The sequence below is a fragment of the Paraprevotella sp. genome, from assembly GCF_986071375.1.
In genome coordinates this window covers 64,254-90,184 of record NZ_CFQRNQ010000013.1, presented here as the reverse complement: position 1 = coordinate 90,184, position 25,931 = coordinate 64,254, and the positions used below count along the sequence as shown (strand labels likewise).

Genomic DNA, 25,931 nt, shown 5'->3' with positions numbered 1-25,931 from the left:
TGCTTTCCATTCCCCCATAAAAAAACGGCCATTCGCTTGCCTAAATCAGCAAAAATCTTTTTCTTTGCACTGCAATCCAATATACTTCAATCAATTAAAGACAAAACATTACACCTGATTTCAATCCTGCTGGCCGGGTGCAGCACATTCCCGGCCCTCGCACAAAATTTCAGCTCAAGCAGCAACCTGAAGCCCCAACCCACGGCAGACCGCGTCGTACCCTTCCGGCTTTCGGACAAGGGCATCACCCATAAATACGTGGAATGGGGGGCAGACATTGCATGGCTTGATGAAAACAACCTGCGACGCAGTGCCGCCTTCATGGGCAAGGACAACCTTGACGTGGTACGCACATCCTTCCAACCGGACCTGCCCATCGTGGACGGAAAAATGCAACAGGGGACAATCGACACACTGCAAATGCGCGTCAACATGTTCAAATGGGTCAAACCCGATGTCAAACTCATGATTAATTGTGACGCGCCTTTCATGAGCACTTATTACACGGACGAGAACGGAGCCAACGCCGCCCATTGGGCAGAAATCATAGACCTTTCCACCCAATATTACCAAGATGCCGGTTACGAGGTCGTCTCTGTCGCCCCGTTCAACGAACCGGATTACCTGTACAACAACCAAGGTTCACCCAATGAGGCAAAACGAAAAGCCGAGTTCGCCGCGATCATCACGGAGTTAAAGCAAAAAGAACGTTTCAATAATATACGCATGTGTGGCGGAAACACGCTGAATACAGATGGAGCTTTGTCATGGTACAATTACTTGAAAGACCAATTGGATGAGGGAAACACACACCAACTGGCCGGAAGTTTCGACAACTTCGCCCAATTCTTCACCACGGTGAGAGAAGACGGCAAACATGCCACCGATGACGAAATGCACAACGTCATGGAAGCCATGGTAGGCTTGGAATACGGCATGCAAACCGGAATATGGTGGGGATGGGCAGAATACACACGTGGCGAGTTCTGCAAGGCGAGCCATGGTGAACGGTTGGCCTACGCGGAGCATCGTCCCAACTGGACGGCAGCGTCGGTCTACCGTGCACCGGACGGCAAGGTACAGGCGTTCGGCGGGACATCCGAACGGCAAGCCGTCACCACCTCCTACCGCTTCCTTTCTAAAGAGCGCGACGTGTTCTTCGACGGACACGGGCCGCAACGGGAATACGTCATGGAACTTCCGGGCGGAGCACCGGGAAGTTACCAAGACGGGCAGACCAATGCCGAAACCGTGGTGAACATCACGTGGGGCGATGACGTGCAACCCGTGGTGGACGGCACCTACGCATTAATCAACAAAAGCAACCTAAAACTGTTGGACAACGACAACGGCTCCCTCACCTCATCCACTTATTCCACAGGCAAAAAGTCGTTGCAATGGCATGTAAATCCGGTAGACGCTCGCATCGGAGGTGCGTTCAGCTACCACCAGATTCTTTCGGGCACTTCAAACCAGACGCTCGACGTACTGAACTGGTCGATGGACGACGGCACGGAAATCATACTTTACCAAAACAACAAGGGCACTAACCAACAATGGTACTTGGAATATGCAGGCGACGGATGGTTCCGCATCCGCAACCGCAACAGTTCGCTGTGCCTCAAGACATCAGGCAACAAAATCGTACAGGCCGAACCAGACGAAGAAAGCGCAGCGCAACTCTGGCGCTTCATCCCGACCGGCATCCGTCCGCGCATCCGCGACATCGATGCTCCCACCGGCCTGAAAGCCGAAATCCGCGCATCCTCCGTGCTCCTGACATGGGAAAAGGCAGACGCCACAGCCCCGACCTACACCGTGCTGCGTTCGGAAACTCCGGAGGAGGGTTATGAAATCATCGCACGCTACGTGGAGGACACGGCTTTTGTGGACAACAAAGCCGAAGAGGGAAAGACATATTATTACACCGTCAAGACTGTGGATGCTTCGATGAATAGTTCCCCGGCATCCTTGACCGCAAGCGCAAGCGTAGCCCCGACGGATGCCCTCTTCGCACGCTATGAATTTGAAGAAAACCTCCACGACACGACCCTTAACATCCGCCACGGGGTCATGCCGGAAGATGGTGTGTACACCGAAGGAAAATCCGGCCAATACGCTTTGGCTCTGGACGGTTCTGGCCAGTACGTGCAACTGCCGACCAACGTGGCCGACCATGAGGAAACCACCATTTCAACGTGGGTGTACTGGCAAGGCGGCAACAGTTGGCAGCGCGTGTTTGACTTCGGAAACGGGGAAGACGAATATATGTTCCTCACCGTGCGTTCGGATGACGGCCGGATACGGTTTGCCGTCAAAAACGGTGGAGACGAACATCAATTAGACGGCGAACGAATCACGCCATACCGCAAGGAATGGATACATCTGGCCGTCACGATAGGAAAAGATGAAGTTTGCCTCTATTTGAACGGAGCACTTATGGCTTCTTCAAAAGACATGACCTTGCGCCCTTCCGACTTCCACCCGTTGCTGAACTACATCGGGCGCAGCCAGTCTGCAGCCGACCCGTTGTTCAACGGCAGTATCGACGACTTCCGTATATACGATTATGCTTTAAGTGCTGAAGACATCAAGAAGCTCGCAGACGGCACCACCCGTATCTGCGGCACGCCGAAAGACGAGCCAGGCACGTTCGACGTAGGTCCGTTGCCTGCCGACCGCCGCCTCGACGTGCGTTACTTGTTGGACAACGGTCCGGAAAGAGTGGACTTCCACATTTACGACCTGCAAGGCAACATGCAACTTACCCAAAGAGGCACGAACGGAGCCACTACTTCATTCGATGTCAGCGGACTTCCTGACGGCATGTATATCCTGAAAGCCCGGTGCGGACAGGCGAACGACAGCAGGAAATTTACGGTACGGCATCCTTAACGTGGATGCGCACGACCACACCCTAAACCGTCCCGGAAAACAGTTCCCTTGTTTTCCGGGACGGTTCCGTTTATGGAGCGGGAACTATTCGTGGAATACAATCAATGCAAAAAAATACAAAAGTTTGCAAAAACGGGGGGGGTAAACGGGATTATCGTATATTTGATACCGTTTCCGGAAGGAAATAGAGAATATTGATATTATTAACTTAATTTCTGTCCAAAATGAAAAACAGATTACTTGCCTTAATGGCACTTTGCGGTGCGACTTCGTCAACACTTCCCTTGTGGGCCGCATGGGATGATCCCGTACTACAATTCACAGAACCGAACTTAGCTACCGATGGTACCGGAGGCGGGGTGTTCTACATCTACCACGTAGCCACACAAAAGTTCATGGCCGCCGGACAACCACACGGCACACGTCTTGTAGTAGCAGACGATGGACAAGAAGTAACCCTAAGTTATGGGCAAGACTATGAATTGAGCCGCCGTGCGGAGAGTGACCCTGAATACTCGGAAGCCTACGGTTGGCGCTTAAGTATGATGAAAGCTCCCTCCAACGGAGGTTTCCATGAGTTGTTCAACGATGCAGCCGCTAGCATTTGGGTAGACCACAACAAACAGGGACATATCTTATGGAAGATTGTGGCACAGGACAAGGCCAACAAGGTCTACCGCATAAAGATGATAGATGAAGACAAGCTTTATGGCACGGAAGCAAACGACGGCTTGTACGCCAATGCCTACATGGGAATAGACGAAGGAAAGCTTGAAGTGTCCCCGTCCATCGACACATCCACTTCCGGACATGAAACTGCCAGCTTGGATTGGAAGTTCGTGGATTCCGAGGTATATACGGTCTATAAAGCCAAGAAAGAATTGCAAACTCAACTGAATGCCGCTGACGAGGCCGGATTCAGCGATTATGCAAAGTATGCCGAGATTTATAATAAGGCTAACGCCACGGCTGAAGAAGTCGAAGAAGCAGCCAAAGCCTTAAAGCAAGACATCGTAAACTGGAAAAGTTCGGAAGCCACACCGGACAAACCCGTAGAATTCACTAACGCCATCGCTAATAATTCGTTTGCTGACGGGAACAACGGTTGGAATGTAGTGGGAAGCATCGGACATCAAAGCGGAACGATCTACGAGACAGCCGACAACAAATACAAAATGGATCACTTCTCCGAAAAATGGGTGACTTCTGCCAACAACGGCAACCTTTCGGGCAATCCGATGGATATCTCCCAAACTTTGGAAAACATGCCTGTGGGAAAATACCGCCTCACGGCCAACACCATCGGATACTGGCAAGGCGACTGGCAAAATACCGTGCCCCATGGGGTCTACGTCTTTGCCGAGAACAACGGGACGGAATACCGCGCCGAAGCACACACCATCGAATTCGGTGGAATCCGCGGTACTGAAGGTGTCGTAGAAGAAGCACCTTCACCGCGTAACGTAACTTTGGAATTCTTCGCCTTGGAAGGCTCTATCAAAATAGGCTTCAAGACCGTCAACACAAACTGCAACTGGGTGGGCGTAGACAATTTCAAGCTCGAATATCTGGGTCTGGTCGAAGGCGGCATGGCAGAAGAACTGAACAAGGTCATCACCAAAGCCGAAGAACTAAAAGCAAAATATGACACCAACCAAGAAAAATACTCAATAGCCGGAGAGGAAAAGTTCACCAAGATGCTCCAAGCCGCTAAAGATGCGGCCTCCAACCCGGAAGTCGATGACAAGACCTTGGGCATGTTACTCACTACGGTACAAACCGGCATGGACACGCTGACTGCTGATGTGAACGCCTACAAGACCTTGAACCAAAAAATTTTGGATTTGTCAAATGCATGGGACAACGGAGTATATGTAGATTTAGACCTCCCCGATTACGAGCAATTCCTCATAGATTTGGAAACGGCACGGGATGGCAGGACATTCAATCCCGCCGAAGTAGACAGCATACAACCGCGCGCCGACCGGATTTGGATGTCGGGAATAAAGAACGCCTTACTAAATGGAGATACCGACAATGTGACTGGGATAATGAATAATCCCGGTTTTACAGGCAGCAAGGACGGGTGGAAATACGACTTCGTGTCTGGTGACAACAAGTTCAACTATGGCTATAACATGGGTGAAGTTTATCAAACGGTTTGTGACGTATACCAGGAGTTGGAGGGCTTGCCCAATGGCACGTATGAAGTCACTTTGCAAGGGTTCTACCGCCCGACATGGAATGGCACCTGCGCATCCGCATGGGGCCTGGAAGGCGATACCACGAATGACATTTTGGCTTATGCTTTCGGCAACAACACAAAAGCCAAGCTATGCCACCCGTTTGAATGCGTACAAGACACCAATACCGTGAACAATTGCGAGCAGTTGACAGCCGGTGGAGCGGAACTTGAAGGAAAATGGACTCCCAATGGCATGGCCAGTGCTGCAGCCATCATGGAAGCCAACCCCGATGCTTATAAGCTCTCTTTCAAATGTTATGTGGAAGATGACGGGAAACTCCGTGTGGGAATAACCATTCCACAGGCCGGATTAGCCGGATATTGGGCTTTGTTTGACAACTTCCAAATCAAATACGCCGGAGCTGATGACATGAGCGGTGCCGTTTCTACCATCAACGCCCTGATTGCAGAAGCCACTGATTTGCTTAACAACGAAGAAGCCCTGACCACAGAAGAAGCCAAACAAACACTGGGCGCAGCCATCGAAGCTGCCAACAATGCCATAGCTGAAGGCTTGACCCTCGAAACCTACAAAGCACAAAACGAAGCTTTGAACGCTGCCATCAAGGGCGGACATGATGCCATGTCGGCAGCTTCCGCGTTCGAGACATTGGTAACAGAGCATATCAACAACTTCGACACGGGCGTATACGACCCATACTTGTCCAAAGCAGAATACGGTAAATTCCAAGACCTATTGTTGGATGAAATGGAACCGGCACTGGCACAAAGCCTGAAATCCATAAAATGGATTGAAGATGCCACCGTGAAAATCGACAAGGCTTACGCCACGATGGTAAGCACGGACATCGACTTCACCGGAGCTAGCATCAACGCGCCAGCCGATGTCACCGCAATGATACAAAGCCCGAGTTTCTCCGTTCCCGACCCGAACGACCCCTCCAAGGAACTCTCCTCCATCAAGGGATGGGTGACCACGGAAGGCAACAACGCCAACGCGACCGGTGCACAGAACTATGAGTTCTACGTGGGCAAGGGCGATGCAGACATCCACCAAGTACTGTATGCCTTACCCAAGGGATACTACCGTTTGGTTTATAACGGCTTTTACAGAGCCGGAGGAGCAGTGGAAGCCGCCGTTGCACACCGCGACAGCACGGATGCCCGGAATGCGAAAGTCTATGTAGAGGCCGGTGATGGTAAATGGAGCAAAGAACTGGCTTCCATTTTCGACCACGTAAACGAATACAAGTATGATGGCGGTGATTTCGCATTGGCTGACAGCCTCTTCCCTGAATCAGACAAACTTTACCACTTTGTGGTGAACAATGTGAACGGGACGAAAGCTGCATTCGACGAAGGATTGTACGAAGGTAACTTCTCATTCTACGTATCGGAGAACGGGCAACCTGTCACCATCGGAGTCAGCAAAAAAGAAGTAATTCCTAACGACTGGGCTATCTTTGACAATTTCCGCCTCTATTATTACGGTGACGGAGATGCTAACAAACCGGGAGACTTCACTTCTGCCATAGAAGATGCTGTTACCGACGGCAAGGCAAACGTAGTAAGCACAGCATGGTATACCATCAACGGCGTACGTGTAGATGAGCCGAAACAACGCGGTATCTATATTCGTCAGGATTTGATGAGCGACGGCACCAAGAAGTCAGTGAAAGTGATAGTCAAGTAACTTCTTGTTTAAGTTAATACAATGTTTTGTGATGAGCCGGTTCGAACCATGTGAATCGAACCGGCTCACTTTATCTCCTCTTAAACAATACCTAATAAATGCAACATCAAAGGCGTAAAAAGAGCCGTCAACAACCCGTTCAGAATCAATCCTAAGCTGGCATACGCCCCATAAATACGCCCGTATTCCATGGCACGCGATGTCCCGACGGCGTGCGAAGCCGTGCCCATGCTCAGGCTTTGGGCGATAGGGCTTTTCACCCTCCCTACCTGAAGAATCTTAAACCCGCATACCGCTCCGAACAGTCCGACCAACACGACAATGGCAGCCGTCAGGGAAGGAATACCGTTTAACGATTCCGTCACGGCCATCGCAATAGGAGTCGTGACCGACTTGGGCGCAAGGGAAATAATCACATCATCGGAGGCTCCCATCCATTTGGCGGTCAATACCACCGAAACAATGCCGACAAAACAGCCGACCAACTGGGAAACCAACACCGGCATCAGTTGCCGCCGGATGCTCTTGAGTTGCAGATACAAAGGCACACCCAAAGCCACAATGGCCGGTTTGAGCCAGAAGTCGATGATGGAAGCACTCCCGGCATACGTCTCGTACGAAATACCCGTAACTTTCAGGAAGCCTATCAAGGCCAATATGGCCAACAATATGGGATTCAACACCACCCAGCCTGTACGCGCCTGCAAACGTTTGGCCAGAAAATACACGCCGAACGTCAGCGCGATAAGGAAAAAATCACTTTCTAAATACTCCATGTCTTCTTACCCATTGATGCACGTGCCCCGTGACGACTAGAACCAATACCGTACTGACCACCGTGGCCGTAAAAATCGGCCAGAACTCAGCGGCAATCACATCGAAATAAAGCATCAGGGCCACTCCCGGCGGAACGAAAAAGAACCCCATGTTGCTTACTAAGAAATCTGAGATACCCTTGACCCAACGCAGCTTTACCCATCCCATCTGCAAGAAGGCGGTCAGGAGAAGCATACCGATAATGCTGCCCGGCAATTTTACCCCCGTGGCCCACACCACGAAGTCGCCCAAAGCCAGACAGCCGAACAAAATCGTACATTGTTTTACCATGTCTACAATCTTTATAACCTTAAAACGCCAAAAAACTATATTCTTACTTACAAAAAGCCCTCGTGCGCCGCTCCCTCTCGAAACGACACACGAGGAATATTCTCAAAAGAGGCAAATATTACTCCTTAACGATTGATAATCAATTTTTCCGTAACTGTACCGCGAGTCGTTTTCTTCACCAAGATATAAATGCCACTCTTCTGTACGTACCCCTTTACATCTGCAATTTCTTCCGCAGACAAATCGCAAACTTTCACACCATCCAAAGCATAAAGCGTAGCCCCCAGAACCTCTCCGTCTGCCACAACCGAAGAAACGGAAGAGCCGTCATGCCATTTCGTAAACTTCAGAATGGAATTCAATTCAAAGTTGCCTTCTCTGTCTGCAATATAACGTTTCATGCTGAGCGGACGGCCTTGCTCGTCGTACTCCCACTCCATCTTTTCTTTCGAAGAATACTCTACGCCTTCGTTTCCGATTTCTTCCCTTGAATTTTCAACCTCATCTCCCATTTCATTGAATACATGTGTCTCTTTCATAATAAAAAGGTCGCCGTAAGAGTTATCCCGGTCTTCCAACACATAGCTACCGTTGTCATCCGTATAGGTCAGCGTAACCACATCATCCAATATGTCTCCCGCTTTCATGGTCTGTGTCAGCGTTTTCTTGTCCTCGCTCACACTTCCGGTCAACACCAAGTCAAATGTCTCTCCGTCCTCAGTAACGGTTCCGGTAGCATTACAAATCCACGTACCACTCCCGAAATTTTCTGTCAAATCAATAGCATAAGCATTAAACGGAACCGCAGCATAAACCTCTTTTATATCGGTCACGTTCATCTCTGTCTTATAAAGGACTTCTCCGCCACCTCCATATTCTTCATACAAATTCCTCCATGAAGAAGGAACCTCACCGTTCCAGGTATAGATGTCCTCCATACGGAATTCACGGACATCCTCCACAGCCCGTGTCACACGCCCCGCCTGGTCCAACTCGATGATGTCATAATTTTCGTTCTCCAATTTCGTACGTACCCCTCCTTCCATCGTAGTACGTTGACGATATTCAAACGGGGTTTTCTCATGCGTTATGGCCGATTCCCGGTAATGATACTGGTCCAATAACACCGGATATCCCTTAGAATAGTCATAAGAGGATTTCTGAACATAAAAAGAGTCAACCTCTCCACTCATGGTATATACAGAAGAGGAAGAAACAATCTGCCCCTTTGCGTCATACTCATACCAATAATACGGCTCCTCAGAAACCTCTCCGTTATACACAGTATATTCCTCTGCCGACGCAGGCTGCACTCTTTCCACAGCCAAAACCGGACGAGCCTTCAGGATATTCTCTGTTCCCACTTTCATTTGCGCAGCTTTTCCTTTCTTCCGAATCAACTGTGCATTTACAGTCACAACGCCACACAATATGGCCATGCTAAAAAAAAGTAATCTTCCTTTCATACGCTTATTATTTAAATAATTGGTTGCAAAAATATCCCATAACCTCAAAATAAACAATAAACTTAGGATAAAAAAGTTTAATGCTTTGCTTTCTATTCATCCAATTGCCGTATATAACCTAACGCAATTATATTTCGTTGCACTTTTGACACATCACCATATTTTTCTCTGTTCCGCAGCGGAAAATATTAGATTTTGTTGAACATCAGACCGATTTTTCCGTAACTTTGGCTCATCAACTATTAGCATTGATATCATCATGAGAAGAAGACTACTATCACTTTATGCCGTCCTTTGTATGGCACTGGTCGTAATGGCTGAGGGCAAAGCCAAGTATGTATTTTATTTTATCGGTGACGGAATGGGAGTCAACCAAGTAAACGGAACGGAGACCTATATGGCTGCCGTGGAAGGGCGTATCGGAACATCACCGCTCTGCTTTGCACAATTTCCATACGTGGGGCTTGTCACGACGTATTCCGGTACGAACGGGGTAACCGATTCTGCCGCCGGAGGAACGGCCCTTGCTACCGGAAACAAAACGAAAAACGGAGCATTGGGCATCAAGTCCGACTTGACCACCCGCATCAATAGCATAGCCGCTTTGGCCAAATCAGAGGGGAAGGCCGTGGGCGTCACTACAAGCGTATCCGTGGATCATGCCACTCCCGCATCTTTCTATGCCCACGTAAAAGACCGGAACATGTATCATCAAATCGGCAAAGACCTCATAGCAGCCGGGTTCGATTTCTATGCCGGTTCCGATTTCCTGCAACCGGAAAACAATGAACTGAGCGGAAATAAGGACTTGTACACACAATGCCGGGAGGCCGGTTATACCATCGCACGCGGATATGCCGACTACCGTAAAAAGGCAAAAAAAGCCGATAAAATGCTCCTGTTGCAAACCGAAACGGCCAGCAAGGCAGACCGTACCAGTATCCCCTACGCCATAGACCGCCAAAAGAATGACCTTACCTTACAGGATATTACTCGGGCAGCCATCCATTTCCTCAGCCAAAAGGATACGGACGGTTTCTTCTTGATGGTGGAAGGCGGAAAAATCGACTGGGCTTGCCACAGCAACGATGCGGCAACAGCTTTTAAAGAGGTTATAGACATGGACAATGCCATCAAAGTGGCATACGAGTTCTATGAACAGCATCCTGACGAAACGCTGATTATCATCACAGCCGACCACGAGACCGGAGGGATTGTTTTAGGAACAGGTAAGTACGAACTGCGTACCGACCTGCTGAAATACCAAAAACAAAGTGCGGGAGCCTTCAGTAAAATGATAGCCGCACAACACCAGAAAGAGGGCAAAAAGTTCACGTGGGATTTCGTACGCAAGCAGTTACAGGATAACTTCGGATTTTGGTCTCAAATACCATTGGATGAACGGGAAACGGAGCAACTCAAAAAAGCATACGAGAATTTCTGTGAAGGAGTGGCCAAAGACACGAAGACTTTGTATGAAAGCGAAAACATCATTGCCTCTACAGCACGGCAACTCATGGCTCGGAAAGCTATGGTAGGATGGCAAAGCGGAGGACATTCCAACGGCTATGTTCCGGTGTTTGCCATAGGAGCCGGTGCCGAAGAATTCACCGGACGTATCGACAACACGGAAATCCCTAAAAAGATAGCTGAAATAGCGGGCTACAAGGAATAAGGAAGACAAAACACACAACCTATAATAGAAAGAGAAGTAGAGGAAGGAGTTCCCCGTACTTCTCTTTTTTCTTTTTCAAATGTCATATATACCTGATTTTATTTGCATTAACAGGAATGACATAGCATTGCAACCAACATTTAAAACGAACGTTACAGTGTCTTAAAAAGACTTTAGTTCCTTTGCAGTGTATTTAGAAAACGACTCAAATACATATAGCAAATAGAAAAAAATGGAAACTAAAGTTTTAACGAATTTGAGCAAGAGTATGGCAATCCTGGCTATCAGCAGCCTGACGACCCATGCCATACAGGCTCAAAGCTTGGTGAGAGGTCAAGTGACGGACACAAAGGGTGAACCGTTAATGGGCGCCACTATCAAGGTAAAGAACAGCCAAGAAGGAGCCATCACGGACTTGGACGGGAAGTTTTCGTTCGAAAGCAAACGGACGCTGACAGCCAAGGACCGCCTGGAGGTGAAATATGTAGGTTTCAAGACACAAGAAATCGAATATTCCAATAAAGCCCTCCAAGTTCATTTGGAGGAAGATGCGGAAGAAATCAATGAGGTAGTGGTAACCGCATTGGGCATCAAGCGCGACGAGAAAGGCTTGGGATACGCCACAACGAAAGTGGAAGGCAGCCAAATCACCGGTACAATGCCGGCTAACTGGTCGTCGGCTCTGACAGGAAAAGTGGCCGGATTGAGCATCATCTCTTCCGGAGGACCTCTAAGTACTAGCCGGATATCCGTCCGAGGAGATGTTTCACTGAATGCGAATGGCAATAATGCTTTGGTAGTCGTAGACGGTGTTCCCCTGAGCAGCCCGATGACCAACCCGGGAATGGCCTACGGAGCCGGCGATGCAGCCGAACTCTCGGTTGACTACGGCAATGGTTTCTCAGACTTGAATCCGGAAGACATCGAAAGTATCCAGGTATTGAAAGGAGCCAGTGCCACAGCCTTGTACGGTTCGCGCGCAGCAAACGGTGTAATCATGGTAACGACCAAATCGGGAGCCGGTGCCAAGAAAGGGCTTGGCGTTTCTTATAGTGCCCACGTCAGTATGGATAACGTCATGCGCTGGCCCGACTATCAATATGAATTCGGACAAGGACAAGCCAAAAACATCGGTGCGGAAGGTACGGCATACGCCGGACAACATTACTATTCATACGGTGCCGGTCCGGACGGGACTCCCAGTACCGGTGGAACCAGCAGCGCATTCGGTCCGCGTTTCGAAGGACAGATGTTCTATCAATACTCTCCGGAGAACCAAGGCCGTGCCGATGCTGCGACTCCTTGGGTGGCTTACAAAGACAACCGGAAAGACCTGTTTCAAACAGGTTATACACTGACCAACTCCGTAGCGTTGACCGGAAAATCAGACCGGGGCAACCTGAGAGCCTCTATCACACATACCAAAAACGAATGGATATTGCCCAATACCGGCTTTCAACGCGTATCGGCCATGGTATCGGCAGCCCAACAAATCTCACGTGCTTTACGTGTCAACTTCAAAACGAGCTATACTTATCGTAAAATCAACAACACTCCCGCATTGGGATACAACAGTAATTCCATTGCCTACTTCCTCATCTTCCAGAATCCGAACGTGAACCTGGACTGGTTGCGCCCCATGTGGAAAAAAGGGCAGGAAGGACTTGAACAGTTGCAGCCTTACAGCAGCTACATCGGTAATCCCTTTGTCACGCTGTATGAAGCAGAGAACCCTTCGGAAAAGCATAACGTCGTCTCTACCGTATCGGCCAACCTGAAGCTAAGCAGCAAGTTCGACTTCATGATACGTTCCGGCATACAACTCTCGGCCGACCAACGCGAACAGCATCGCCCCATCAGCGACGTGGTATTCCGCAACGGGTTCTTTAAAAAAGAAAACGTTTTCGACTACGAATTGAATAGCGACGCCTTGTTGACCTATCATGATTCATACGACGGAGGATTCCACCTCAATGCTTCCGTAGGAGGCAACATGATGCAACAACGTTATGACTTACTGTCGGCTTCCGTCAACGGACTTATTACCCCCGGTGTGTACAAGCTGTCTAACGGAATCTCTAACCCGAACGTCGTGAATACCATCCGACGGAAAGCTTTGAACAGCCTTTATTTCACCGCCAACCTATCCTGGCAGTCCAAACTGTTCCTCGATGTGACAGGACGCAACGACTGGTCGTCTACCCTTCCCCGTAACCACCGTTCTTTCTTCTATCCTTCGGTCAGCGCCAGTGCCGTCATGAATGAATTATTCGCCCTGCCCGACCCCGTCAGTTTCTTTAAGCTCAGGGCTTCTTTTGCCCAAGTCGGTAACGACACCGACCCTTATAAGACCTCCGCTTACTACGACAACAGCAATTTTCCGGGGGCGGCCGAAGTGGCTTCCACTTTATACAATCAAGACTTTAAACCTGAAATCTCGACGAACTACGAGGCCGGCTTCGACTTCCGTATGTTCGACAATCGAATAGGTGTAGACTTCTCGTTTTACTATAATCGCACTAAAAACCAAATTTTGGATGCTCCTCTCGACCCGACCACAGGATACAGCCGCGGCACAATCAATTCCGGCTGCGTCCGTAACAGGGGATATGAATTGGAAATCACGGCCACGCCGGTCCTGACACGCGACTTCCGATGGAACACGACGCTCACATGGTCGAAGAATGACAATAAAATACTTTCACTGGCTGAAGGAGCAGACGAAAACCAGGTCATCAGCACTGTGGGAACCGCATCCATCATCGGACGTGTAGGAGGTACCACAGGAGATTTATGGGGCTACAAACTGGTACGCGACCCCGAGGGCAACGTGATTATCGGAGACAACGGCTTACCCGAACAAGCCGACGAAATCGAATATGTAGGTACAGCCTATGCCGACTGGAAAGCCGGATGGTATAATGAGTTCTCTTATAAAGGCTTTAAATTAGGAATCCTGCTTGACGGACAAGTAGGCGGTACAATCTACAGCATGTCATTCCACAAAATGATGGAACAAGGCAAACTCACACAATCCCTGAACGGACGCCTTCCGGGCACGGAGTATTATATGGATGCCAACGACCCGCGCATTGCAGCCGCCGGCTACACGCCCCAAAGCGGAATGTACATGATAGCACCGGGCGTGGTACGGAATGACGACGGAACGTTCTCGCCCAACACGAAAGTGGTAACTATCGAAAGTTTTTATAAGGAGTATTATCGGAGAGCCAATGTAGAAACCAACTCGTTCGATGCCTCTTTCTTGAAAATCAGAGAAATCCGATTGGAATACGAACTCCCTAAGAAAGTCTTGGAAAAATCTCCATTCTCAAAAGCCTCGATAGCCGTATACGGACGCAATCTGTGGTGTTTCACTGACTATCCTCTCTTCGACCCGGAATCCGTAGCCTTGGATGGCAGTTCCATGGTATCCGGTATAGAAACAGGCTCGCTGCCTACTACAAGAACTTTCGGCTTCAACCTCAATCTTACTTTCTAAAGAACAAAAACAATGAAAAGAACGAATCTTTTAAGAAATATCACACTCGGAATGGTATTAAGCGGCTTTGCCTGCTCGTCATGTACCGACTTCGATGAACTGAATACAGACCCCACACGTATGGAAAAGGTGAATCCCGGCACTCTGCTCGACCCGATTCTTTACGACATGGGCACTTATAACTGGAACCGCTATTACGACTACACATTTCCTTTGATGCAATGTCTCGTAAGCAATAACGGCACAAGCGGGGTCGGATGGTGGAACATGACAGACTCCCGGGGCGACGGAACATGGAACACCTACTACAAATGGATCAACAATGCCAAAGAAATCCAACGGCTCAATGCCCAACTGGCTTCCCCAGAACCGAACTACGAGGCTGTATCCCTCACCTTGCAAAGCTGGATGTACGGCATATTGGCCGATGCTTTCGGTGACATTCCCATGTCGGAAGCCTGTTCGGCCGACCAAGGTATTCTTGCTCCCCGGTTCGACCGGCAAGAACAAGCCTACCGGCAAATCCTCGACAATCTGAAAACGGCCAACAGTTTGTTCGACACAGAAAGCGGACTCGTGTACAACACTTCCGGAGACATGCTTTACAGCACTACCGACGGAGAAGGCATCAAGAAATGGCAGAAATTCTGTAATTCGCTCCGCATGCGTACCTTGACCCGGCTCTTGGATGCAGAAGGTTTTAACGCACAAGCCGAATTACAAGAAATGTACAATAATCCGGCTACGTATCCCGTATTCGAATCTAATGACGATGCTGCCATGTTGGGCATCTCGGGGGTATTCCCTGAAGAGGCACCCATGGCACGCCCTCAAGATTTCACTTCATACGTCAACTTATCTGAATTCTTCATCGACCTGCTCAACTCTTGGAATGACCCGCGCCTGCCGGTATTTGCCACCCAAGTGGAACAGGAAGACGGTACCAAAGCCTACGTGGGACTTCCCAGTGGTTATCTGACTCTACCGGCCATAACAGCTTCCCTCCCCAACCAAAGCATGGCAAAGGCTCCTATGGAGCTTACCTTGATGTCGTACGCAGAAGTGGAATTCATCAAGGCAGAATTGTTCCAAAAAGGAATCCTCCCCGGAGGTGCCACAGAAGCTGAAACCGCTTACAAGAAAGGTGTACAGGCTTCTGTGGAACAGTGGAACGCCACACTCCCCGCCGATTATTTCGACAATCCCCAAGCCCGATACGACGGTTCCTTGGAGCGTATCATGAATCAAAAGTTCGTGGCCTTGTATTTCTGCGACTATCAACAATGGTTCGAATACAACCGCACGGGGTATCCGGTTCTTCCCGTAGGAGAAGGCATACAAATCAGCCACAACCAAATGCCTCGAAGGTTTAAATATCCGGCCGCCGTGCAACGTACCAATATGGCAAACTACCAGGAAGCCAAAAAAAACATGGGCGGCGATGAGTTTTCCATCAAGTTGATTTGGCAGAAGTAAAACAAAACATAGAAGAATATGAAAAGAATTATTGTAGCAATGGCTGTTTGCTGCTGCGCAGGAACAGTCCCCGTAGAAGCCCATCCGGAGAACCATACGGAAACAACCGTCTCCACGTCCCATCCGGAAAAAAGAAACACCGAGAGTAAAGAAGCGTCAGGCACGGAGTTTGTATTCGACATATATGGCGACATTCCCGTAGCAAAAGTAGTTTTCGAATCCGACCACTTCCTCGGAGAGGGCATCGCTAAAAAGTGGGACACTTTTGTCCATAACTATACTCACGAATACGACATGTCCGTCGGTTTCTCAGACACATCGGTAGAAATAGTCAAACCAGCGGTATATAAAGCCGTCAACAAGGTGAATAAATATTATAAGAAAGCCGTCAACAAACATCAGGTCAGCCGTGATACCGCCATCACCAACATGGCTCATATCCTGGACTGCGCCAACGTAATCTGCTTCGAACAAGACACCCAAACCTTAGAGCAAGCTTTGCGCTCGGCCGACCGACCGGAAGCCATCATCGCCCTGTTCGATAAAGTAAAACTCAGAAAACATTAAAAAGCCATGAAACGTAACTATAAACATATCCTATTCCCGTTTGTTTTATGTGGACTGATGGCTGCCCAGACCTCGGCAGCCCCGGGAATCGTCAAAGGCCGTATCACCGACACCCAAGGAAAACCTGTAGCTCAAGTAGTCGTGACGGACGGACGTAATTTCACTACGACCGATGCCATGGGACATTACCGTATGGAAAGCGATGCAGAACGCCAGCCGTTAGTTTACATCTCAACCCCATCTGCCTACAAGTTACCGGAAACCGACGGAATTGCTGACAAGTTCTACCAATTCCAAAAAGCCGATTCACAAGAAAACATCTGTAATTTCATGCTCGAACCACGGGAAACCCCTACCCGCCGGTTTGTGTACATTGCCATTTCCGACCCTCAAGTGAAAACCGACGCTCATCTCGACCGTTTCCGGCAAGAAACCGTTCCCGACCTGAAACGCACAGTGGATTCTTTCAAAGGGAAAGAAGTGGTAGGCATGGCCGTGGGAGATTTGGTCTGGGATGCCATGAACCTGATGGAACCATACAAAGAAAGTGTTTCCCACTTGGGGCTGACAATGTTCCAAGTCATCGGAAATCACGATTTCAACCTTAAGTATGCCGATATGGAACGCACGGAAGTTCCGGAATCGGGTTATGGAGAAGCCGATTACCACAAAGCATTCGGTCCGACCGATTACTCTTTCAACATCGGCCAGGTACATGTCGTAACCATGAAAGACATAGACTACCAAGGCGGAAAGAAATACAAAGAAGCTTTTACTCCGGCCCAACTGGCATGGTTGAAAAAGGATTTGAGCTACGTGCCCAAAGGCCGTCTCGTGTTCCTCAACCTGCACGCACCTACTTCCAATACAACGGCAGAGGGCAGTGGAAACACAAGTAATACATCAGAGTTGTTGGACATTCTCAAAGATTACCAGGTACATATATTTGCCGGCCATACCCACTTCTACGAAAACGCACAACCTGCGGCTAACATCTACGAGCACAACATAGGAGCCGCCTGCGGAGCGTGGTGGGCCGGACACGTGAACCGTTGCGGGGCTCCCAACGGATACCTTATAGTAGAGGTAGACGACAAAAACGTGAAATGGCACTACAAAGCTACCGGGAAACCCTCAGACTATCAATTCCGCATCTACAAACCTGGAGAATTCAAAAGCCAACCGAAACAAGTCGTGGCCAATATCTGGGACTGGGATCCGGACTGGAAAGTAGAATGGTTCGAAGACGGAAAACCGAAAGGCCCGATGCAGCCATTCGAAGATGAAGACCAGGACTTCATCACAATGAAAAACGGAAAAGCCGAAGGCTACCACACCCACCATCTTTTCCGTGCCCAACCTTCTACGTCGGCCCGAACCGTCACGGTCAAAGCGACTAACCGTTTTCATGAAAACTACACACAACAAATCGAACTATAAGCCTGATAAAAATGAACATCTATCAAAAAAACATTGCTGCAGCCTGTCTTTGCCTCGCCGCACTAAGCATCCAGGCACAGACACAAGTCATCGCCCATCGAGGTTATTGGAAAGCCGAAGGTTCGGCACAAAACTCATTGGCCTCTCTAAGAAAAGCGGCCGAAGCGAAAGTCTACGGGGCAGAATTCGACGTACAAATGACTGCCGACGGCATCGTGGTTGTCAATCATGACAATACCATCGGTTCGACAGCCATATCCCGGGCTACTTACGAGCAAATCAAAGAGAGCAAACTCAAAAACGGGGAGACGTTACCCACTTTGCAAGCTTATTTAGAGGAAGGACGCAAGCTGAAAGACCTGCAGCTTATTCTTGAAATCAAGAAGAACAAAAACAAAGAACATGAAGACCAAGCCGTGAAAACCATCGTAAAAATGGTAAAAGACATGGGAATGGAAAAACAAACGGAATACATCTCTTTCAGCCTGAACGTATGCGAACAGTTAGTCAAAGCCACCAACGGAGCCTCCGAGATATTCTACATCAACGGAGACCTCTCGCCCCAGGAAGCCAAGGCCAAAGGTTTCACCGGCATAGACTATAACTTCAAGGTGTTCGACCAACATCCCGAATGGGTAGAAGAAGCACATCGCTGCGGTCTGAAAGTAAATGCCTGGACGACGAACAAAGAAGAAGACCTGAAAAGAATGCGCGACCTGGGAGTAGATTTTGTCACGACCGACCACCCCGTAGAGGCCATACGACTCATGAAAGAAAAATCATAACGGACGAATCATTCCTCAAAACTCACATAAGGCTGCAGGCGTTCCAGGTCGGAAGGGGTAAACTCCTCGTACAACGACAACGCTTGCAGTTTTTTTATCGGCCCGTATTTACGGCGATGCTCCACTATCACCCGGCTCTGATAGAAATTCAAATAGGGATGACGGCGCAAGACTTCTACCGACATCCGGTTGACCTGCAACGGACGATGTACGGCCGGAGATACCGTAAACCATCTTCCGATGTTTTCAGGCAACTCCCCCATCTCCTTCAGTTGAGCCACAGACACAAAACCGCCCAAACGGTTGCGGTAGTCCACAATCCGCCTCGCATAATAAGAGCCGATACCGGGAATCTTCTTCAATGTAGCCGTATCGGCCGTGTTCAGTTCCACCCGTATGCCTTCCGGGAATTTCTCTTGCCGTGGAGGGAGTTCCACGGTGTCTGTTCCCGGCAGACCGTGAGGGTACAAGTCCGACATCAACTTATACTTATCAGCGATACGGATATAAGGCAACAGCCTTTCGTAGTCTCCTTTTGTCAGTCCGTAAAGTTTGGAAAAATCTTCCGGACGGTGGTAACGTCCGCCACGTGCCCGGTATTTATAAATATTGCGCACTTGCCATGGCGACAAGCCCAAACGGAGCAAAGCGGTGGAATCAGCCGTATTGGGGTCGAAAAAGAATGTAGCCGGTTTCGCCTTAACAGGTTGTCCATAGGTTGGCCCGCTACGTACGACTACCACGGTATCCGGTTTCAATCCGGCAAAAAAGCGTTCATAAACCAACGAGTCTCCGCTGTCTTCTTTCGCCGGTGTCCGACGGTCGAACCACAAGAAAAAAGAAGTGGATAACACAATCCCCATCAATACGCCCGCCAACAGCAAGACCGCCCTTCTGTCCGCTTTCGAAAAATAGAAGAGATTACGCCACGTCCGCCTCATTTTCCGGTCATTTGAACAATTCGTTTACAAAAATGGAAGCAATGGCCACTGGGGCCACAAATTTCAACAGAAAGATATAGAAGCCGAAAAACGGTATCCGGAGCTTCCCCCAATCCGTCACTTCCTCCCGCACGATCCTACGGTCAAGATACCAACCGGTAAAGATAGAAATGAACATCCCGCCCAAAGGCAGCATCAGCTTGGCTGTGACAAAATCGAAAAGATCAAAAATAGTCATTCCTCCCAAACGGATTCCGTTCAACAGCCCGAAAGACAAAGCGCAAAATACCCCCAACGTCATACAAACCAAGGTCACCACGGTGGCAGCTTTCTTACGGGAAAGTTTAAAACGCTCGTGCAGATAGGCTGTAGCCACTTCATGCAAAGAAATGGTGGAAGTCAGCGCTGCCAACACCAACAATACGTAAAACATGAGCGAGAAGATATAGCCCACCCACGGTACACTCTTGAAAGCCAACTGGAACACATTGGGCAAAGTGACAAACACCAATCCCGGACCGGCATCGGGCGACAGCCCCGGAACAGAATAGACTGCCGGAAAAATGATGAAACCGGCCAACACGGCCACAAACGTGTCTATCAACGCCACGCTTCCGGCTGTCTTTACCAGATTGGCATCACGCGTAAAATAGGAAGCATACGTACAAAGACATCCCATGCCGACACTCATGGAAAAGAAAGCCTGCCCCATGGCATCGAGCACCACCTTGCCGTCTACCTTACTGAAATCGGGACGCAACAGGAAAGCCAACCCCTCGGACGAACCGGGCATGGAGAAGGAACAAACCACCAAGACACAAATAATCAACAGCAGCAACGGCATCATGACTTTGGAGAACTTCTCTATGCCGTCTTTTACACCTCGGACGATGACGACATGTGTCAACAGGATAAAAGCCGCCATATAGAGTACAGGTTTCCAAGGACTGCCGACAAAGTCATTGAAGAAAAGCGTATAGTCCTTGCTCCCGGAAAGTCGCCCCGTAGCCGATGCCACCATATACTCCAATGTCCATCCGGCCACTACGCCATAATATCCCAAGATAAGAAAAGCTGCCACGACCCCCATCATACCGACCCATTTCCAATGTGTGCCCGGTGCCAACACTTCGTATGCCCCTCCCGTATTGGCCCGTGAACGGCGACCGATAAGAAACTCGGAAACCATCACCGGTATGCCCAGAAACATCACACACAGGATATAAACCAAAATAAAGGCAGCCCCGCCGTTCTCGCCCACTTCGCAAGGAAAACGCCAGATGTTCCCCAACCCGACAGCCGACCCGGCCGAAGCCAATATAATCCCGATCTTACTTCCAAAATTCACTCTTTCATTTGCCGACATAAGCCCGTTCTTAAAAATTAGACCTGTAATGCCGACAAAAGTACGAAAAAAGAATTATTTTTGCAGATAAATTGTTATTTATATGACGCACGAACTAACAAAATGGATAAGAAGACATCCGATTAGCGTTATCCTCATTCTCGTAATCTGGTGTCTCTCGCTGTTTACCCCACCCAAGACCGAACTGGCCAACGTACGCTTTATTGACAAGTGGGCGCACTTGTTGATGTATGGTTCGTTGGCATTTGTCTTATGGATGGAAGACTGGCGTGTGCGGAAGGCTTCCCCCTCCATGCCACGTGCCCTTGCCCTCTATATAGGACCGGTAGCCATGAGCGGACTCATCGAATTGGCACAAGCCTACTGCACCACCGACCGGAGCGGCGACTGGCTCGACTTGGCCGCCAATGCCATAGGAGCATTGGCCGGCATTGTCCTCAGCGGCATGCTCACCCGGAAAATGCGCAAGAAAGCATAGCTCGCCGCACGCTACGCCTTCGCACCCCTATCCTTCCCGCCAAAGTTTATACGGATAAGTACGAAGGTGGGAATTGTAGTAACGGCGATCGCCTGTGACTTCCCGTCCGATGAAACCGGGCTTTTCAAAAGCTTCTTGTTCGTCGGAAAGTTCCACCTCGGCCATAATCAGCCCTTCGTTGTCGCCATAGAACTCATCGACCTCGAACACGTGCCGCCCCGACCGCACAAGGTAACGCGTCTTGTCAATTACACCCGGTTCGCACAACTTCATCAAGTCTTCCGCGTCCTGCAAGGGTACTTCCGTCTCGAATTCATAACGCGAGATGCCCGCTTCATTCGAACGGCCTTTTATCGTGAGATACCCCTTGTCGTCGCGAATACGGACACGCACCGTAGCCTTCCCCACCGTAGAAATATAGCCCTGCCGGATACGGCTGCTACTGTATGCCTGCGACTTGAAGTCGCCCGTGACCAGAAACTTACGTTCTATTTCAAAACTCATTTCCCATGATGGCGAAAGCAATGATACCCAAGACAATCAGCACCGCCAAGGCACCGATCAAAGCTCCCATTGCGCGTTTCTGCTTCTTCTCTTCACGGGCGGCACGAGCGGCACGTCTCATTTGTTTTTTCACACTCATAGTCGTATCGTTTTAAAGGTAAAACTCATTCTCCTCCGGCAAACTCCATCAGATAGGACTTGATGAAGCCATCCAATTTCCCATCCATCACCCCGTTCACGTCCGATGTCTGGTAATTCGTACGGTGGTCTTTCACACGACGGTCATCAAACACGTAACTGCGTATCTGGCTCCCCCACTCGATTTTCTTCTTTCCGGCCTCGATTTCAGCTTGTTTGGCCTTACGTTTCTGCAAGGCACGGTCGTAGAGTTGCGACTTCAAAAGGCGCATGGCATTCTCACGGTTCTCCAACTGCTTGCGGCTTTCCGTGTTTTCGATGAGGATTTCTTCTTCCTCGCCCGTATCGGGATCTTTATATTGGTAGCGCAAGCGCACGCCGGTCTCCACCTTGTTGACGTTCTGTCCGCCGGCACCTCCGGAACGGAACAAGTCCCATGACACACGGGAAGGATCCACATACACTTCGATGGAATCGTCCACCAAAGGTGTCACGAACACCGACGCAAACGAAGTCATGCGCTTGCCCTGCGCATTGTAAGGCGACACACGCACCAAACGATGCACGCCATTCTCCGATTTCAGGTAGCCGTAGGCAAACTCGCCCTCGATTTGCATGGTCACCGTCTTGATACCGGCCTCATCGCCGTCCTGATAATTGCTGACGGTGCATTTATAACCATGGGATTCAGCCCAACGCATGTACATGCGCATCAGCATCGATGCCCAATCCTGGCTTTCCGTACCTCCGGCACCGGAATTGATTTTCAGCACCGCATCCATCGGGTCTTCCTCCTGCCGCAACATATTGCGCAGCTCAAGGTCTTCAAGGGCATCCACCGTACGACTGTACAATCCGTCCACCTCTTCTTCGGTAACCATCTCTTCCTTGTAGAAATCAAAAGCAAGTTCCAACTCATCGCACAGCGTCTTGACCTCCTTATAACCGTCAATCCACTTCTGCAAGCCCTTTACTTTTTTCATCTGTTCTTCCGCAGCCTTGGCATCGTCCCAAAACCCCGGTGCCTGTGTGCGGAGCTGCTCTTCCTCCACTTGGATTTTCTTGTTTTCAATATCCAGATAGCGGTAAAGCGCCTCAGTACGCGTCTTAATATCTTTCAGTTGCTCAATGGTTATCATAAACTCAAAACTTTATCACAAAGATAGATATAAAAAACCAAAAATCTTATCTATTCCACCCAAAAATAAAAAAGGACAAGCATAGACAAAGGTGTGCAGCCCCCCAAGTCTGCCATTTTGTCAGTTTTCATCGTCCAAGAATCGCTTATTTGAGGGCATCCGCGTCCTTACCCGTCTATAAACGAATCTCAAAGCATGCCTTTTTATCAAACCGTCGGTCGTTCGTCCATCCGGCTTGACAAAAGAAACCGTATTTCCGTCAACCTGCGGCAATGTCGCCACCGGGATGATTCCATTTCGTCCCTCTGCACGACTATCTGTTTCGGATTTTTGTAATCGAAAAACAGGCTAATAAAGAAAAAACACCCCAAAACAAGAGGTCTTTATACCCTTTTAAGCCCCCTTATTCTGCGTTGTACTGAGAACATGCGAAAAACATGCTGAGAACAAAAAATCGCTTTCAGCCAAACGATTTTTTGTTCTCAGCACAATGATTTGCATATATACCGTATATTTGCATTTTCAGTCCTGAAAAGCCGTATTTTTATGCAAGATTTCTTTCCATAACGATACTTATTATCCTTTTTTAGTCTGTGAATGTTCTCAAAACTCTGCCATAATGGCAGAGTTTTACACTCAGACAGAAGGAGTCACCGGTGGCGGACAAGGAACTTCCGGCGGCGTATCCTCCACGTACATGGCTTCTATCTCGGCCGCGTAGTTACGGTTCACCACCGGACGCTTCACCTTCAACGTATTGGTCAGCTCTCCTTTTTCCATGCTGAACGGCTCGGGCAGCAACGTGATGCGCTTCACCTGTTCATAATGGGCAAACTCTTGCTGCAAGGTATTGATACGGAAGAGCAACATCTTGTTGATGTCGGCATTCCGGCACAAATCCGCCGTATCGGCATACCGGATATGATGGCGTTCGGCAAACTCCTTCAACAAGTTGTATTCGGGAACGATAAGCGCCGATACGAATTTACGTTGGTCGGCAATCACTACTATCTGGTCGATGTAACGGTCCACCACCAGTTTCGACTCTATCATCTGCGGGGCAATGTACTTCCCGTTAGAGGTCTTGAACAAGTCTTTAATCCGGTCGGTGAGGAACAACTCACCGTTCTTGAGATAACCGGCATCGCCGGTATGGAACCATCCGTCCTCGTCGATGGCCGCACGGGTCGCCTCATCCTTCCGGTAATATCCTTTGGTTATGGACGTTCCGCGCAGCAGTATCTCATTGTCGTCACCGAACTTCAGCTGCAATCCTCCGATAATACGCCCCACGGACCCTATCGTCTTGGTTTGCCCCTTCCGGTCGCAAGAGACCGTGGCCGTGGACTCCGTCAACCCGTAACCGGCCACCATGTTGATGCCGGCCGAATGGACGAATTCTTCCACAACCGGTGGAATGGCAGCCCCGGCAGTAGGGAAAAAGTTGGCGTTCTCAAAACCCAAGGTCCGTTTTAAAAGAGCGATTACGGTTTTCTCGAAAAACGTATACCGCAGCCTCAGTGAAACGGGAGGAATCAGACCGCGCATCTTATAATGCACGTTATATGCCTTGCCCACCTGAAGTGCTTCATGCAACAACTTACGCTGTACGGGATTGCTCCGCCTTATCTTCTCCTGCACGCCGGCATATACTTTCTCCCAAAAACGGGGTACGGCACACATGCACGTCGGATGCACTTCCTGCAACGACTGCAACACGTCGGCAGGCCGCAGATTGACGGCCAACTGCGCACCTTCGGACAGGCAAAGGTAAGACCATGCCCGTTCAAACACATGGGTGAAAGGAAGGAAGTTCAACACGACATCCTTTTCCCCAAGCGTCAGGACCGCGTCGTTGGCGATAATCGCATCGTGATACATCCGGTGGCTCAGCATCACCCCCTTGCTGGCCCCCGTGGTGCCCGAAGTATAAAGTATATTGGCCAAGTCGTCCATCCGAAGTTCGGCCGCACGCCGCTTCAACTCCTCATTCTCTTCATGTCCGGCACCGGCTTGCAAGAAATCCTCAAAATAGACCGACACCGTGTCCTGAGGATTCTTTACCACGGAAGAGTCGAAAATAATCAGTTTCTGGAGCGTCGGACAATGGGGCATGCTACGGAAAGCAATGTCATATTGGTACTGTTCGCCGACAAACACATAACGAACCCCGGCATCGTTCACCATGTAAACCACCTGGCTCTCCGAACTGGTAGCGTAAAACGGTATCGTGACGGCCCGCACGCCGTAAGCCCCGAAATCCACGTACAAGCATTCGGGCATGTTCTGCGAAAAAACAGCCAGATTCTCCTGCACATCCACCCCCAAGGCCAACAGGGATGCAGATACTTTCCGTACGACTTCCGAAAACCGGTTCCAGGAAACCGGCACCCACACATTCTTTTCATAATCGCGATAGCTCATGGCCGTTCTGTCGCCATAACGTTTGGCCTGTTCATGGACGAGCACTGAGAAAAGACTTGTATTCAGCATAATCTTGACTTTTTAATATCTACAAAGTTATGGTTTTAAATGAAACGATGTACAAGAAAA

General features: G+C 49.4%; 18 protein-coding genes. 9 read left to right on the top strand and 9 right to left on the bottom strand.

Annotated elements, in window-relative coordinates:
* Positions 1-36 precede the first annotated feature (36 nt).
* Both AC5RDV_RS08665 and AC5RDV_RS08660 read left to right on the top strand, forming a co-directional pair.
* On the top strand, positions 37-2,895 hold the full coding sequence (locus AC5RDV_RS08665; RefSeq protein ID WP_282748420.1) for a LamG-like jellyroll fold domain-containing protein: 2,859 nt from the start codon (positions 37-39) through the stop codon (positions 2,893-2,895).
* Positions 2,896-3,119: 224 nt separating this feature from the next.
* Positions 3,120-6,794: a hypothetical protein gene (locus tag AC5RDV_RS08660; protein WP_282748419.1), complete on the top strand. Its 3,675-nt coding sequence runs from the start codon at positions 3,120-3,122 to the stop codon at positions 6,792-6,794.
* Positions 6,795-6,874: 80 nt separating this feature from the next.
* On the opposite strand, the gene AC5RDV_RS08655 is transcribed toward AC5RDV_RS08660, so the two are convergent.
* The 3 genes from AC5RDV_RS08655 to AC5RDV_RS08645 form a co-directional block, all read right to left on the bottom strand.
* Entirely contained in the window at positions 6,875-7,570 is a 696-nt protein-coding gene (locus tag AC5RDV_RS08655) for an LrgB family protein (RefSeq protein WP_021980152.1), read from the bottom strand.
* On the bottom strand, positions 7,551-7,901 hold the full coding sequence (locus tag AC5RDV_RS08650; protein ID WP_008616919.1) for a CidA/LrgA family protein: 351 nt from the start codon (positions 7,899-7,901) through the stop codon (positions 7,551-7,553). Before AC5RDV_RS08650 ends, AC5RDV_RS08655 begins: the two co-directional genes overlap by 20 nt.
* Positions 7,902-8,026: 125 nt before the next feature.
* A complete protein-coding gene (locus AC5RDV_RS08645; RefSeq protein ID WP_282748418.1) occupies positions 8,027-9,367 on the bottom strand; it encodes a hypothetical protein in 1,341 nt (446 codons plus the stop codon).
* A 298-nt stretch (positions 9,368-9,665) separates the two neighbouring features.
* Between AC5RDV_RS08645 and AC5RDV_RS08640 the strand changes: the two genes are divergently transcribed.
* The 6 genes from AC5RDV_RS08640 to AC5RDV_RS08615 all read left to right on the top strand — a co-directional run bounded on the left by AC5RDV_RS08640 (position 9,666) and on the right by AC5RDV_RS08615 (position 18,812).
* A complete protein-coding gene (locus AC5RDV_RS08640; RefSeq protein ID WP_282748429.1) occupies positions 9,666-11,042 on the top strand; it encodes an alkaline phosphatase in 1,377 nt (458 codons plus the stop codon).
* A gap of 232 nt (positions 11,043-11,274) precedes the next feature.
* The gene (locus AC5RDV_RS08635; protein WP_008629037.1) at positions 11,275-14,544 is read left to right on the top strand and encodes a SusC/RagA family TonB-linked outer membrane protein; all 3,270 of its coding nucleotides are present in this window, start codon (positions 11,275-11,277) and stop codon (positions 14,542-14,544) included.
* A gap of 12 nt (positions 14,545-14,556) precedes the next feature.
* Complete coding sequence (locus AC5RDV_RS08630) at positions 14,557-16,020, top strand: SusD/RagB family nutrient-binding outer membrane lipoprotein (protein ID WP_021980150.1); 1,464 nt, start codon at positions 14,557-14,559, stop codon at positions 16,018-16,020.
* 18 nt (positions 16,021-16,038) lie between these two features.
* Entirely contained in the window at positions 16,039-16,587 is a 549-nt protein-coding gene (locus AC5RDV_RS08625) for a hypothetical protein (RefSeq protein WP_282748417.1), read from the top strand.
* Between the two features lie 6 nt (positions 16,588-16,593).
* The gene (locus tag AC5RDV_RS08620; protein WP_282748416.1) at positions 16,594-18,027 is read left to right on the top strand and encodes a calcineurin-like phosphoesterase family protein; all 1,434 of its coding nucleotides are present in this window, start codon (positions 16,594-16,596) and stop codon (positions 18,025-18,027) included.
* 11 nt (positions 18,028-18,038) lie between these two features.
* Positions 18,039-18,812 (top strand): glycerophosphodiester phosphodiesterase, encoded by a 774-nt coding sequence (locus tag AC5RDV_RS08615; protein WP_276786762.1) that lies wholly within the window; start codon positions 18,039-18,041, stop codon positions 18,810-18,812.
* Between the two features lie 8 nt (positions 18,813-18,820).
* Here AC5RDV_RS08615 and AC5RDV_RS08610 read toward each other — a convergent pair whose 3' ends face one another.
* Together AC5RDV_RS08610 and AC5RDV_RS08605 are read right to left on the bottom strand one after the other, a co-directional pair.
* Positions 18,821-19,753 carry a ComEA family DNA-binding protein gene (locus tag AC5RDV_RS08610; protein WP_276786763.1) on the bottom strand — a complete coding sequence of 311 codons (933 nt, stop codon included), beginning with the start codon at positions 19,751-19,753 and terminating at the stop codon, positions 18,821-18,823.
* 7 nt (positions 19,754-19,760) lie between these two features.
* The gene (locus AC5RDV_RS08605) at positions 19,761-21,119 is read right to left on the bottom strand and encodes a sodium-dependent transporter (protein ID WP_021980147.1); all 1,359 of its coding nucleotides are present in this window, start codon (positions 21,117-21,119) and stop codon (positions 19,761-19,763) included.
* 82 nt (positions 21,120-21,201) lie between these two features.
* On the opposite strand from AC5RDV_RS08605, the gene AC5RDV_RS08600 reads away from it, so the two are divergent.
* On the top strand, positions 21,202-21,597 hold the full coding sequence (locus AC5RDV_RS08600) for a VanZ family protein (RefSeq protein ID WP_282748415.1): 396 nt from the start codon (positions 21,202-21,204) through the stop codon (positions 21,595-21,597).
* Positions 21,598-21,624: 27 nt separating this feature from the next.
* Here the strand turns inward: AC5RDV_RS08600 and AC5RDV_RS08595 are convergent, their stop codons facing one another.
* From AC5RDV_RS08595 to AC5RDV_RS08580, 4 genes are all read right to left on the bottom strand, one after another.
* Positions 21,625-22,101 carry a CYTH domain-containing protein gene (locus AC5RDV_RS08595; protein WP_276786765.1) on the bottom strand — a complete coding sequence of 159 codons (477 nt, stop codon included), beginning with the start codon at positions 22,099-22,101 and terminating at the stop codon, positions 21,625-21,627.
* The gene (locus AC5RDV_RS08590) at positions 22,091-22,240 is read right to left on the bottom strand and encodes a hypothetical protein (RefSeq protein WP_008616959.1); all 150 of its coding nucleotides are present in this window, start codon (positions 22,238-22,240) and stop codon (positions 22,091-22,093) included. The genes AC5RDV_RS08595 and AC5RDV_RS08590 overlap by 11 nt, the downstream gene beginning before the upstream one ends.
* 25 nt (positions 22,241-22,265) lie before the next feature.
* Positions 22,266-23,378 carry a peptide chain release factor 2 gene (gene prfB / locus AC5RDV_RS08585; protein WP_276786766.1) on the bottom strand — a complete coding sequence of 371 codons (1,113 nt, stop codon included), beginning with the start codon at positions 23,376-23,378 and terminating at the stop codon, positions 22,266-22,268.
* A 636-nt stretch (positions 23,379-24,014) separates the two neighbouring features.
* A complete protein-coding gene (locus AC5RDV_RS08580) occupies positions 24,015-25,871 on the bottom strand; it encodes an AMP-dependent synthetase/ligase (RefSeq protein ID WP_008629022.1) in 1,857 nt (618 codons plus the stop codon).
* Between the last annotated feature and the right edge of the window lie 60 nt (positions 25,872-25,931).